The 13338-nt window shown below is 35.2% G+C and carries 12 protein-coding genes and 1 pseudogene; 7 read left to right on the top strand and 6 right to left on the bottom strand.

The window, feature by feature from the left end:
• Positions 1 to 61: 61 nt before the first annotated feature.
• The gene (locus RCG22_RS24815; protein WP_308105090.1) at positions 62 to 2218 is read right to left on the bottom strand and encodes a PAS domain S-box protein; all 2157 of its coding nucleotides are present in this window, start codon (positions 2216 to 2218) and stop codon (positions 62 to 64) included.
• A 298-nt stretch (positions 2219 to 2516) separates the two neighbouring features.
• Here RCG22_RS24815 and yhfH point away from each other — a divergent pair, with 298 nt between their 5' ends.
• The 3 genes from yhfH (at position 2517) to RCG22_RS24800 (ending at position 3230) form a co-directional block, all read left to right on the top strand.
• Complete coding sequence (gene yhfH, locus RCG22_RS24810) at positions 2517 to 2651, top strand: protein YhfH (RefSeq protein ID WP_082797285.1); 135 nt, start codon at positions 2517 to 2519, stop codon at positions 2649 to 2651.
• A gap of 145 nt (positions 2652 to 2796) precedes the next feature.
• Positions 2797 to 2961, top strand: coding sequence for a hypothetical protein (locus tag RCG22_RS24805; protein ID WP_098262034.1), 165 nt, complete (start codon positions 2797 to 2799; stop codon positions 2959 to 2961).
• Between the two features lie 20 nt (positions 2962 to 2981).
• Positions 2982 to 3230 carry a transcriptional regulator SplA domain-containing protein gene (locus tag RCG22_RS24800; RefSeq protein ID WP_098262035.1) on the top strand — a complete coding sequence of 83 codons (249 nt, stop codon included), beginning with the start codon at positions 2982 to 2984 and terminating at the stop codon, positions 3228 to 3230.
• Positions 3231 to 3278: 48 nt separating this feature from the next.
• Here the strand turns inward: RCG22_RS24800 and RCG22_RS24795 are convergent, their stop codons facing one another.
• Positions 3279 to 3497 (bottom strand): cold-inducible protein YdjO-related protein, encoded by a 219-nt coding sequence (locus tag RCG22_RS24795; RefSeq protein WP_286137962.1) that lies wholly within the window; start codon positions 3495 to 3497, stop codon positions 3279 to 3281.
• 33 nt (positions 3498 to 3530) lie between these two features.
• Between RCG22_RS24795 and RCG22_RS24790 the strand changes: the two genes are divergently transcribed.
• The gene (locus RCG22_RS24790; protein ID WP_308107257.1) at positions 3531 to 3683 is read left to right on the top strand and encodes a hypothetical protein; all 153 of its coding nucleotides are present in this window, start codon (positions 3531 to 3533) and stop codon (positions 3681 to 3683) included.
• A 37-nt stretch (positions 3684 to 3720) separates the two neighbouring features.
• Here the strand turns inward: RCG22_RS24790 and RCG22_RS24785 are convergent, their stop codons facing one another.
• The gene (locus RCG22_RS24785) at positions 3721 to 5655 is read right to left on the bottom strand and encodes an endonuclease MutS2 (RefSeq protein WP_308105089.1); all 1935 of its coding nucleotides are present in this window, start codon (positions 5653 to 5655) and stop codon (positions 3721 to 3723) included.
• 540 nt (positions 5656 to 6195) lie between these two features.
• Between RCG22_RS24785 and RCG22_RS24780 the strand changes: the two genes are divergently transcribed.
• The gene (locus RCG22_RS24780) at positions 6196 to 6798 is read left to right on the top strand and encodes an SCO family protein (protein ID WP_308105088.1); all 603 of its coding nucleotides are present in this window, start codon (positions 6196 to 6198) and stop codon (positions 6796 to 6798) included.
• 378 nt (positions 6799 to 7176) lie between these two features.
• Positions 7177 to 8796 (top strand): annotated as a pseudogene (locus RCG22_RS24775) (ABC-F family ATP-binding cassette domain-containing protein).
• 42 nt (positions 8797 to 8838) lie between these two features.
• On the opposite strand, the gene RCG22_RS24770 reads toward RCG22_RS24775, so the two are convergent.
• Positions 8839 to 8970 carry a YuzL family protein gene (locus RCG22_RS24770; protein ID WP_098262041.1) on the bottom strand — a complete coding sequence of 44 codons (132 nt, stop codon included), beginning with the start codon at positions 8968 to 8970 and terminating at the stop codon, positions 8839 to 8841.
• A gap of 100 nt (positions 8971 to 9070) precedes the next feature.
• Between RCG22_RS24770 and RCG22_RS24765 the strand changes: the two genes are divergently transcribed.
• Positions 9071 to 9313 carry a YkuS family protein gene (locus RCG22_RS24765; RefSeq protein WP_308105087.1) on the top strand — a complete coding sequence of 81 codons (243 nt, stop codon included), beginning with the start codon at positions 9071 to 9073 and terminating at the stop codon, positions 9311 to 9313.
• Positions 9314 to 9456: 143 nt separating this feature from the next.
• On the opposite strand, the gene RCG22_RS24760 is transcribed toward RCG22_RS24765, so the two are convergent.
• A complete protein-coding gene (locus tag RCG22_RS24760; RefSeq protein ID WP_308105086.1) occupies positions 9457 to 10614 on the bottom strand; it encodes a D-alanyl-D-alanine carboxypeptidase family protein in 1158 nt (385 codons plus the stop codon).
• A gap of 132 nt (positions 10615 to 10746) precedes the next feature.
• The gene (gene mprF / locus RCG22_RS24755) at positions 10747 to 13275 is read right to left on the bottom strand and encodes a bifunctional lysylphosphatidylglycerol flippase/synthetase MprF (protein ID WP_308105085.1); all 2529 of its coding nucleotides are present in this window, start codon (positions 13273 to 13275) and stop codon (positions 10747 to 10749) included.
• Positions 13276 to 13338 lie beyond the last annotated feature (63 nt).

Genomic DNA, 13338 nt, shown 5'->3' with positions numbered 1-13338 from the left:
TTGTCTATTTCTTGAATGAAAAATTTGGAAATTAAAAAGACGAGAGATTTGCTCCCCCGCCTTAGGCTGTTTTTGCTGGTAATAGGATATTAAAGGTTGTTCCTTTATTTGGTTCACTTTCAACAAAGACCTTACCGTTATGGCTCTCAATAATCTTAAAGCTAACCATTAAACCTAAGCCATTTCCATTTTTCTTGGTTGTGTAAAAGGGTTCCCCAAGTTTTTTTAATTTTTCTTTGGAAATTCCGACACCGGTGTCTTGAATGGATATTTGAACATTGTTATCTTGGATCATTGTTTTCACATGAAGTTCTCCACCATTTGGCATAGCTTCAATACCATTTTTGATGAAATTTAAAAATACCTGCTTTAAACGATTTTCATCACATTCAATTTGGATAATTTCCTGGCAACAATCAAAAGTCAAACGAACATTTTTCTTCCTTGCTTCAAATTCCAGCAACGAGACTACATTCTGAATAACAGGAACAACATTCTTTTCTTCTAATTCAACGGCTTTAGGTTTTGCTAATACCATAAAGTCTTCAACAATGGTATTAACCCGATCAATTTCATCGAGAATGATATTTAAAAACTCCATTCGCTCAGGATCTTTTTCATCTAATTGTAAGAATTCCGCGTAGCCTTTCATTGAAGTAAGTGGATTGCGAATTTCATGTGCCACACCCGCAGCTAATTGACCAACCGCTGCTAGTTTATCCTGTCGATTTATTACCTCTTCTGTTCGCTTCCGTTCAGTAATATCATTTCGAATAGCAAGGTATTGGTATGGCTTTCCTTGACCATCAATAAATGGAACAAGCGTTGTATCCACCCAATAATAAGTACCATCCTTGGCTTTATTTCTGATTTCGCCCTTCCAGACATTTCCTGACCCAATCGTTTTCCAAAGATTTTTGAAAAAGTCCTTTGGGTGGTACCCAGAATTTAGAATATTGTGGTCCTTGCCGAGTATTTCTTCTCGACTGTATTTAGAAATCTCACAGAATTTGTCATTAACACTGGTGATCATTCCTTTTGCATCAGTAAAAGCGACTATCGATGATTGATCAAGAGCAAATTTTATATCAATATTCTCTTTGATCGTTTCTTTAAGATGCTCTTCGGCACGTTTTCGATTAGAAATATCTGACCGTATTGCAATATATTGAACAGGTTTACCTTTATTATTCAAAAAAGGAACAATGGTGGTATCGACCCAATAAAAGTTCCCATCCTTCGCTTTATTTCGAATTTCTCCACGCCAGATTTTTCCCGATTGAATCGTGCCCCATAAGTCTTTGAAGAACTCTTTAGAATGGTAGCCCGAATTTAAAATTCTATGATTCTTTCCGATAATCTCTTCCTGATTATACTTAGAAATTTCCTCGAATTTATCATTTACATAAATAATATTTCCAAACGGGTCTGTAATGGCAACAATGGTTGAAGCATCAAGCGCAGCTTTGATGTCCTTTAAGTTTGTATCCGTTGTCACTAATTGTTTACTAATCAATGTACTCGATAAGATTAACCCACCGATTATCAAAATAGAAACGAATAGTACTAGATATAGGAAAAGCGGACTATCCACATTTGAACTTTCAAGAATTGTAGTGGTAATCGTGGCTCTTGTTAAAAGAAAATGTCCTTCGATAATGGCTAATGACATAATTATCGCACTAATAGGTTTTAACCAAACCTGATTGCTTTGGGTAAAACTTTTTGATGAAAAAAGAATCCAGAGAGAAAATAAAAAGGATCCAAAGATTAAGAGTCCTGAAATAAGAAGCAATAAGAAATTATATTTGGTATTTCCATTCATAGCATATAAACCGATGACATGTATAGAAATTACAGCCAAGGTTAGGAATACACTGCCGAGAATTAAATGATTAAATTTAATTTGTTTTCCATAAAATGAGAGGAAAGCCATTCCTGTAAATGCAATTCCTATGACCATCGAAAGAAATGTTAGTGGAATATGATAGCTCGCAAACCGATTGGTATCTGCGGAAATGAGACCAATAAAGTTCATAATCCATATCCCGACTCCCATCGATAGCGTTCCGCCCAAAAAGAGAAGCCTCTTATTTTTATTCTGTTCAGATGACTTTATTAAAGTAAACATATCTAATGCAGTATAAGCTGCCATGATGGTTAAACCAATGGCAATTATAATGAAATAAGGCTGAAAAGTCCCAATCATTGCATTCATTTACCAGCCTCCTCCTATTTCCACATTGCTTTTCTACTATGATTGTAATGGAAATCGCAATGTTATGGAAGCATTAAATATCGAAGATTGTCATTTTCTCTATATTTTATCCGATAAATTATTTTTTCATTAAACTTTTTAAAAATGGAATAAATTCGAATTTGTGATAAAAGACTTATTTATTAAAAAGGGGCAAATTTTTTTAAAAAAAGCCTACACATTTTTATTTATTTCGGCTATACTGTACTATAACAAGAGCGTTATAAATAAACTGTATTAATAAAGGAGGAGTTTTATTATGTTAATGAATCCAGTTGAGTTTTTTCGTACTTTGCAAAAAAAGGAATGTTGTGAATGTGGTCAGCATATGGAGGAGCAAGCAGAAAGTTACTTTATGGAATGCGACCGCTGCTTAGCTAAAAAAGAAGAATAGCACTTCAAAGCTCTCCTTTATGGAGAGTTTTTTGTTGTCAGGCGAAGATCATGGTTTATATTCAATTTATTTCCGTTTAGGAGAGAATTAGCCAAGCATAAACCCCATCCACGAAGCAAAACCTTAAGATAAGGAGTTGAAATGAATGTTTAATTTTCGTAAGGACCGATCTAGAGACTCTTTAAAAGAAACGTTTGCCGATAATACAAAAACAGTTTCCGGGGATTCTGTAGATGAGCTTAGAAATCTTGAAGAAGCCAATACCTTGATTAGCGGGGACGAAATTCAACAACAAAATGAAAATTTATAGAAGAAGGGCGGTTAAATAATATGGGGATGATTGATATCGCTAATGCTAAACCGGGTGATGAAGTATTTGTTCTTTATCGGAATCCTGCTATACTAACTGCCGTAAACATTAAGACTGCCGAAATTGTCCAACATCCCAAAAACCCAAATACGTTAGCCTTATATCTTAATGAGAAATTTCTTGAACTCGAAGAGGACGATGCTCTATTTAGTAGTTCTGAATCAGCAAAAAAAGCATTTGAAGCTCATTTCTTCGATTTTTGCGAATAAGAAAAGACTGTCAATTCTTCATGACAGTCTTTATAAATAGATAATTTATTAAATTTGTGGAAGCTCTCTCATTTCCTGTAGCATTTCATTGCCACACATTGGGCAGAGTAAGTCATCTGCAACAAAGTCCTTCCTCATCCAACCAATACACGCTTCATCAACACATGAATAAATTTCAGTATCAACCAAGATTGTTTCAATTTCTTCTTCTTTCGCTCTTTTACCATAAAAAATGGGAACCGCCTCCTTTTTTATTAGTATGTACAAAAAAGTGACTTTTCATTTCCAGAAACCTTAGGAGTGATAAAAAGAATGATGATTCAAAAAAGATATACGAATGTGGGAACGAATATCGAAGAAGTGAAGAAGTTAAACAGACAATCCGGCTTGAGTTACAATGAAGTCAAGAATTTACTGGCGCAAAGGTATCTTGATCCTAAAAAGAGTAACTAAAAATTCAAGCCTTCCTTAATTAGGAAGGCTTGAAAGATTAATTTTTCTTTTCTTTATATTCTATTGTCATATTTTCTTGATGTCCTTTTGAGAGCAGTTTATCTTTCTTACGGTTTTCTTTTGAATGAAAAATTATATCAAAATCATAATCGTCTGGATAGAGCTCCCTTGCAGGAATATACAAATTGATTCGTTTATGATTTATCGTATGCTTTTTCTCTTTTATTTGGACCACGTAATTTCCAAGTTGATCTGGCCCCGTATAGATAATCCCAAACTCATTTGTTGGAGATATTTTAACATTATCCCCCTGATGAAAGAGTGGAACTTTCATCTCTATTTTAGATTTTTTCCTTAAGTCCTTATATTTATTTATTATTACCTGTTTTTCCAACTCCTTCAGTTTCCAAGTATCAGTGATTTCAGTGGTATAGTTCTTTTCTTCCTTATAAGTAATATTATGAGCCCGTTCAATGATTTTCGGATGAATCCCAAGCTTTAATGCAATGGCAAATGCCTGACTCTCCCCTCCTCGACCAACTATCAAGCGATAGGTCGGGCTTAAAGTAGTGATATCAAATTCCATCGATCCATTAATAAAACCCGGATAATTTTCAGCAAATTCTTTAATCTCACTGTAGTGAGTTGTTGCTAGGATGGTGGCCCCTTTTTCAAATAAAGTTTCTAATATGGCGGTAGCGAGCCCCATACCTTCTCCTGGGTCAGTCCCTGATCCTAGTTCATCTAATAAAACCAATGTTCGATAATGGGTTTCCTTCAAGATTCCAATGATATTCACAATTCTCGAACTAAATGTACTTAAATTTTCAGTGATACTTTGCCCATCCCCAATATCCACTAAGATCCGCTCAAAGATGTTTAGATTACTTTTTGGCTCAGCAGGAATATGAAGGCCGCATTGAACCAATAAGGTTAATAGACCAACTGTTTTGATGGCTACAGTTTTCCCGCCCGTATTTGGGCCCGTAATTACTAATGCCTGCGTGTGTTTATCGAGTTTTAATGATAATGGGACTGCCTTTTCACCTAATAGTGGGTGTTTTGCTGAAATTAAGTCTATCTCTCCTGATTCATTAATTCTCACCCTAGACCCATGAATTGAGCGGCTATACTTAGCTTTTGCAAATAAGAAATCATAATGAATCATGGTTTCAATCGCTGTACGAATTTTCTGTTCCTTCTCTTCTGCTAATCCTGTTAAATAGTTTAAAACTTTTTGTACTTCTACTTCTTCATCTGCAAATAGCCAATTTAATTGATCATGAAAAACAGCTATTTCTTCCGGCTCCATAAAAAGGGTGGATCCAGAAGCAGAAGTATCTAACACCGTCCCCTTAATTTTGTTCCGATATTCCTTTTTTATGGGAATCACATATCGGCCATTTCTCTGACTCACTATATTTTCTTGCAAATAAGCCTTATATTTATTGGATCTGATCAGCTGCAAGGTTTTTTCCTTCAGCCGTTCCTCTTGAATCGCCAATTGTTTCCTTATCTTTAATAACTCTTTGCTTGCATAGTCATCGACACGACCATTTCGGATGCAGCGGATAATTTCGTTGGCAAGCTCCGGTAAATCATCAATTGCATTTACATAGGAAGATACCCTTGGTGCGTAATATTCTTTATCTTTCATATACCTTCGCATTTTTCCACAGGAATCCAAAAAATCATAAAGTTTAGCCAACTGATCAGCTCTAAGTGCTACTCCTTTATTCATGCTATTTAATATTGCATTCATCCCCTCAAGACCATGAACAGGAACACTAGCACTTTTATTCAAAATCTCAACTGCCTCAAAAACCTCATCAAGCCAAGCCTCTATTTGCTTCAAATTTGTTGATGGTGACAGGCACTCAATTTTTTCTTTTCCTTCTATTGTTAATGCATAACTTGCGATGGCTTCTTTTATCTGCTGGAATTCTAAAGTGTTAAAGGTATGTTGGTTCACGGTTTTTTCCTCCTTAAATTAAAAATAGCCGCAATGAACAATGTCATTGCGGCTAAATGAAATAATAATTTCACTTATTTATCCATACAACTATTTACCCAAAATAAAAACTGTCTACACGGATGTACACAGCAATCTTGGTAAAAGATGCATGTTTATGTGGCCCATTGTTCTTAACTCCATCCCCATACTTAAATAAGCCTTTATTCACATAAAAAAATGAACAAGAATAGGAATGAAAAATATCCAATTGATTGGATTAGTTAAGAACGACACCTAACATAAAACATACTCCTTTATAAAAGCGTAGCGCTTAATTGGAAAAATTCAATTATTTCAAAGAATAACATAAATGACAACTCTTGTCAATTTACAATTGAGTCTTACATAGTTTAACGACACTAATTAAGCAGCAATTTAATAATACAATCAATAATAATACAGTATATAGGAAACACTTATTTGCACTAACTTTTGTTCACAAAATATCCATATCTTTTTTCTGATAACTTCTTTATCTTAAAGGTAGGAGGGATACATATGAAAAAGATCTACTTAATATGCAGTCTTACCGTATTAATCGGGATTGCAGCAGGAATTTCTTTCTTTCTCGTTCGCGATGCAAATGCGAAAATACCTGCAGAAGTTACCTTGATTGACCAAAACGGTGATTCATATAATTTTGGTAAGGACCGGACTAAATTAAAACTAGTTGAATTCATCTACACTCATTGTCCTGATATATGTCCAACCACTACACAAAAAATGATTGACTTGAAAAGTGACTTTGAAAAGGTCGGTGTTTTTGGTAAGGAGATTGAATTTTTAACAATTACCATCGATCCTTACCGAGACACACCCGAGGTCTTAACTGATTATATGAAGGGGTTTGAGATAGATAACAACAAACAATGGTTGTTCTTAACAGGAGAAAAGGCAAACATTAAACGGGATAGGCAACAACTTAAAAAAGTGACGGATGCGATGCAATTTCAATTTAAAGACCCAGGTAATGGTCAATTCGTCCATTCAACCTTTACTTTTTTGGTTGATGAGAATAATAAATTTATTGCCAAATTTCCGATGGGAAAAGGCTTTGATAAAAAAGAAGTTTACGACAAGGTTATGGATAAGTTAGAATAAAAAAAGCGATTAATCCACTTGGGATTAATCGCTTTTTACTAATTTACTTCCTATTTAATTAACAGATGAAGGGTATTTTTTTAATTGCTGTAAAGAAATAAGGTAATTTGACTTTGGTTTGGTTAAACTCGCTTTTATACCGGCCTTTTTTAACTTGTTTACGAGTTCAGTCAGTTGATTTTTTGTCATCTTTCTCACACCTTCTTTTACTTGCTATATACCCCAATTCTACAACAAAAATATGAATAAAGTGTGAAATCCGAGAAATTTTTTTAGAAAATTTTTCTTTAAAAATGAACACTAACTTAAAGAATTCGCTCTTCTTCTATTTTAATGGTATAATCAGTAGATATTTTGTTCTTGGAGGATGTTTTAAATATGATTACTGTAAGTAACGTAGGTTTAAGGTATGGAGACCGGAAGTTATTCGAAGATGTAAATATTAAATTTAATCCTGGAAACTGCTACGGATTAATCGGAGCAAATGGTGCCGGAAAATCAACCTTTTTAAAAATTCTATCTGGTGAAATAGAAGCGCAGTCAGGAACAGTCCAGCTTGGTCCAAATGAACGGATGGCTGTGTTAAAACAAAACCATTTTGAATATGAAGAATATGAAGTATTAAAGACTGTTATTATGGGGCATACGCGACTTTATCAGGTAATGCAAGAAAAAGACGCAATCTATATGAAAGAAAACTTCACAGATGAAGACGGTATGAAAGCTGCTGAACTTGAGGGTGAATTTGCGGAATTGAATGGTTTGGGAAGCGGAACCAGAAGCTGCTATTCTTCTCAAAGGACTTGGGATTGGCGAGGATCTTCATGATAAGAAGATGGCCGAAATCACCGGTTCAGAAAAAGTAAAAGTGCTTCTTGCACAAGCATTGTTTGGCAAACCTGACGTATTACTTCTTGATGAGCCTACAAACCACTTGGATATCAAAGCGATTCAATGGCTTGAGGATTTCTTGATTAACTTTGAAAATACCGTTATTGTTGTATCCCATGACCGTCACTTCCTCAATAAAGTTTGTACACATATTGCCGATTTAGATTTTGGAAAAATTCAAGTCTATGTTGGAAACTATGACTTTTGGTATGAATCAAGCCAATTAGCTACTAGATTAACTTCAGACGCTAACAAAAAGAAAGAAGAAAAAATCAAGGAATTACAAGCCTTTATTGCACGGTTTAGTGCCAATGCCTCAAAATCAAAACAAGCTACTTCTCGGAAGAAGTTACTTGATAAAATTACATTGGATGACATTCGACCGTCATCAAGACGTTATCCATTTGTCGGGTTTACCCCAGACCGTGAAATTGGGAATGATTTGTTACGTGTCGAAGGATTAACAAAAACGATTGATGGGGTGAAAGTCCTCGATAACATCAGCTTTATTGTCAATAAGGGTGATAAAATTGCTCTTGTCGGAACAAATGAAATTGCCAAAACGACACTTTTCAAGATCCTAATGGGTGAAATGGAAGCAGATAGCGGCACCTATAAATGGGGTATTACTACTTCTCAAGCTTATTTCCCTAAGGATAACTCTGAGTACTTTGAGAATAGTGACTTAAACCTTGTCGATTGGCTTCGTCAGTTCTCTCCTAAAGATGATAGTGAAAGCTTTTTACGAGGCTTTTTAGGAAGAATGCTTTTCTCCGGTGAAGAAGTCTTAAAAAAGGCAAGTGTCCTTTCCGGGGAGAAAAAGTTCGCTGTATGCTTTCAAAAATGATGTTAAATGGAGCGAATGTTCTCCTTCTTGATGAGCCAACTAACCATTTAGATTTAGAATCTATCACCGCACTTAATAATGGTCTAATTAACTTTAAGGGTTCATTGCTTTTCGCATCACATGATCATCAATTTATCCAAACCATTGCAACCCGAATTTTCGAATTAACACCTAAAGGCTTAATAGATAAGCAAATGAATTATGATGAATACCTTGAAAATGCTGATATACAAAAGCAAATTGCAGAAATGTATCTTTAAAAGAAAACAGCACCCACATACGATAATGTGGGTGCTATTTTTTTAATCCTTCTTCTGTTTTCTTCTCGATGACGGTTCCGTTCGTGAACCCGTTTCAGTTGTTGTTGTTCCCTGGCCTTCTACTTGCGAGGAAGCCAATCCGATGGTTGATGGATCCTTTTTACGTTTTCCCATTTTTACACCTCCCCTATTAGCTTTTGGATGATAATAGCTACTTATTCCGAATAATTCAGATAAAGTTAAGCAAAATAATCTAGAGGAGGAGGTGTTTTGTATGGCAAAAATTGGTGTAGAAGAATCTCTTGGACAAGTTCAGGCAGCATTACGTGAAAAGGGTCATGATGTGGTTGAATTAAAGCAGGAGTCAGACGCTCAGAATTGCGATTGTTGTGTAGTGACAGGATTGGATTCAAATGTAATGGGAATGCAGGATACCTTTACAAAGGGCTCAGTTATAGATGCAAGAGGCCTGTCTGCTGACGAAGTATGTCAACAAGTGGAAAGTAGACTGCAATAATGAGGTAATTTTCTTAGGAGACTAAAGGATTAACTTTAGTCTTTTTTTATTTCAATCTTCAATTGATAAACTCTATTTGTAAGTAAAAGGAATATAAGCCATGAAAGGGTTTCATCCTCCTTTTCATGGCTTTCATCGTTCAACTAGATTTTTTTAATAATCTTCTTCCTAACACCAATAAAAATTACAGCAAAGGCAATAATCACCAAACCATAAATGGCATTAAGATGGGAAACCTGCTCTTTCTTTACAGTAATATTTTCACTTTTTACTGGAATGTTCTTAGGTACTGGTTCTTTATATTTCAGTGTTACTAACTGGACAACCTGCCCGTTATGATTTTTTATCGATAAATTCCCGTCATTACTTAACTCTTTGGTCGTCCCGCTAATTGACTCTGTGATAAGCGTATCCATTTCAGGATAAAATTCTTTATTATCCTTTATATAAATCTCACCCTGCTTTAATATTTCATGCTGAAAGTTCTTAAAACCGTAATTGAACAAAAGGGCAGTATCATCATATTTATCTCTTTGTTGTTCAGAATTCAAAACGACTGCGGTCAACTTTATATTCGCATTTCTCGCAGTAGTAGCAAGCGTTTGCTTTGCTTTGACTGTATACCCGGTCTTACCGCCCGTTACCCCTGGGTAAGCAAATTCACCTTTTAGCATTTTGTGGTGGGTAAGGATATTCGTTTTCCAAGATTGCCCTGTCCATTTGAGGATCTTCGTCCCGAAGATTTCTGCAAAAACAGGATTTTTAATAGCATAATTAGTTATAATAGCTAAATCCATTGCTGTAGTATAGTGGTTTTTATCAAACAAACCGTTAGGATTAATAAAATGGGTGTTATGGACACCAATTGTTGATTTTAAATATCCATTCAAATTAACAGCAAATTGTTCGACACTTCCATCTAAATGTTCTGCAATTGCAACAGCTGCATCATTTCCGGAATTAACGAGCATACCTTGTATCAATTGCTTTAAAGGGACTTTCTCCCCTTCATTTAAATAAACCCTTGTCCCATCTTGTCTTACTGCATTACTGCTAACAGTGACGATGCTGTCTAATTTCCCCTTGTCAATCGCGTAAATTGCAGTCGCTATTTTCGTTAGACTTGCGGGGTACATTCTCTTATCCGCATTTTTCGCAAAGAGAACCGCCCCTGTATCCGAATCTAACAAAACAGCTCCTTTACTTTTCAATTCTAGCGGTCCCTTATTAGCCGCATAGATGGTTAAATGATTAGTACAAATGAGTAGCAATAGTAAAATTACGGAAACAAACTTTTTCAATAGATAACACCCAACTTTTACATTATTTCCTATTCCATACTACCAGATTGTCATGCTAAATAATAGTTTTAAAGTGAATATTATTATTGTAGAAAGTAAAAAACCAGCGGGTATGCCCCACTGGTCAAGAAATTAGTTTCTTTTTTTCGATATCAATAAAGTTATTTGCGCCATTATTAATGGTAAGGACGATTTTCTGCGATAGGCCAAGTATTTAGGCTCCCAATTGTCAGTATATTTTTGTTTGAATTTGCGAAGCCCTTGGAAATGGTAAATAAAGTGTCCATTTAAAAATATTTGCGCAGCAATTTTCTCGCTAAGAAAAGAAAACCTTGATAATCCTACATTCGCAAGTGGGGCCATCCCCATATTAAAGCGGCTATACCCCTGTTCCTTTGCCCAATCAAATAAACATAGGAAGAGGTAATCAACCGTACCTGATGATACTTCTGGTCTAAATCTCATCAAATCGACAGAAATGGTTTGATAGTCATCGTAAACATACATAATGCTCATAAAGCCCAGTATTTGCTTTTTTTCATCCTTTACAATTGCAATTGGAGCCTTCTTTAAATAGTCTTCATCAAAGAACCCTAATGAAAACCCCTTCTCCGTTCTCCCGAGGAGCCACTCATTAGAGATTCCGCTCAGTTCTTCCATAAGCCCCTCTGTAAATGGAGGATCAATTACTTCAAAAGAATAGTTTGCTCGAGCAAATTTATTTCTTAATGCCCGTAAACCCTTCATTTTGTTTCCTGATAAAGAGAAACTTTTCAAATCTACAAACGCTTCTTCACCTAATTTAAAAAAAGCAAAGCCGTGCCCGTGGAGATATGGAAGAATGTCATCACTGACTTGATAAAAAACAGGAGTATAACCATGTAAATCGGCTACTTCCTGAAATTCCTCAATGGCATTAGATAATTCATCTTTCTCTCCAATCGGATCACCAAGAATAACTAACTTGTCTGCATATAGTTGATAAGAGATTAAAACATTCTTTTTACTGTTCCAGAAAATGAATTTGTCATGTAAAAAAATTAAGTGGGATAATACCTTTCCATGATACTTGGAAAAGTGTGCATTTATTTCTTCTTCCTGACCAATCGACCGCTCTAATGTCCACTTTTTAGGCAAACTAATCAAATAGCCAAACAATAGAATTAATAAGGCAATCACGAGTCCTATTACTGCACTCATAAATAAATCGCGATAATCAATAATTACATATGGCAAAAGCCTAGTAGGGATTTCTATTTTTGAAATTGGTAAATTGGCATACCCTATTAAGAGATACATTGTAGTAATCATTAAAATAAGGGTAATATCAAAACCCGTTTTCCCCCAAGTAAGAACATAACTTTCGCGATAAAATTGCCCCTTAGACATTCTAAGTAATAAAGCGACGACAATTAGAAATATAGCTTCTTCATAATCAATCCCTTTAAAAATAGAAAATAAGGCCGCAAGGATTAGTGCGAACATCGTCAACTCATACGCTCTCTTAACACTATATTCAATACCTCTAGATAACCCTAATAACAAAAATCCTGCCGCAACAGATAATTGATGTGAAATGTTAATGATTGGAAACGCTAATAGCTCCTGGGCTACCTTTAGTCTGGACGTAATTCCTGGAACACTTGCAGATAAAAGCAGGATTAGTCCTGACAAAAAAACCAACATCGTTAACAAGACGTGACTAAAACCTTGGACAATTGCTTTCGGAAGGTCATTCCAGGTTTGATTCCATTTCACCCAATACAGTTTTACAAAGAAAACCAGACTTAATAGGAAAGGTAAAAAATAATAGCCAATCCGATAAAATAACAGTAAAACAAGCACTTTTTCTTCGGGAACAAGTAACTCTTGCATCCCCCAAATAAACACTAAATCAAAAGATCCCAGCCCGCCTGGAATCATGCTAATTATCCCAGCGCAAGCAGCTACAATATAGACAGGAAATAGACGCTCAATAGTGATTTCTATCCCCAATATCCTGCACAAAATCACAATCGCAAAAAATACTGACAGCCATTCGAAAATTGATACCAAAATAAGTTTTAAAGTAATACTTGGACTTAACAGTGACTGACTGCCCTTTCGTGACTTAATCATATGTATAATAATAAAAAGCGGTAAATATAAACCGACACCTAAAACTGCAAAATAAAGCCATTTGGTATCAACAAATAGTGGAAAGTTCCGATATTTAATGATAACAAGCCATGAGAGCACTGATATCCCCGTTAAATAAAATAAGGATACAGAAGCAATAACCCCTAAAAGCTTTCGCTTATCCTGTTCGAGTTTATGAAAGAAGTACGTCCGCAGCATTGCCCCTATTATTCCACCAAAGCCGATTAAATTAGAAAAAGAATTCGCAATGAACGATTGTTCTAAAAGGATCCTTAAGGAGACTTTTAATTTTAAAATCCTTATTAATACCACATCATAAAGCAACATTGGTAATACAGCGACGAAGGTGATTGCTATTATTAATAGAAGAAGACCTACATTAAGCTGGCTTAGTTCATCTTTCAGTAATTCCATATTTAAATTTTGGGTAAATTTTTTCATTTCTATCATTGCAAAGATTAACAGTAACAACGGGAAAATAAATTTTACGATTTTTAAAATCTTTTCTCTTCTAATCCCCAACAAGCTAACCACCTATTTTTTTAAGCTTATACAACTAAGTCTTATGTTTTGACTCAGAAGTCC

Source organism: Neobacillus nitrireducens (assembly GCF_030915405.1).
Classification (GTDB): Bacteria; Bacillota; Bacilli; order Bacillales; family Cytobacillaceae; genus Neobacillus.
The sequence above is the reverse complement of the archived record's forward strand: the minus strand, read 5'-3'. Positions and strand labels throughout refer to the sequence as shown.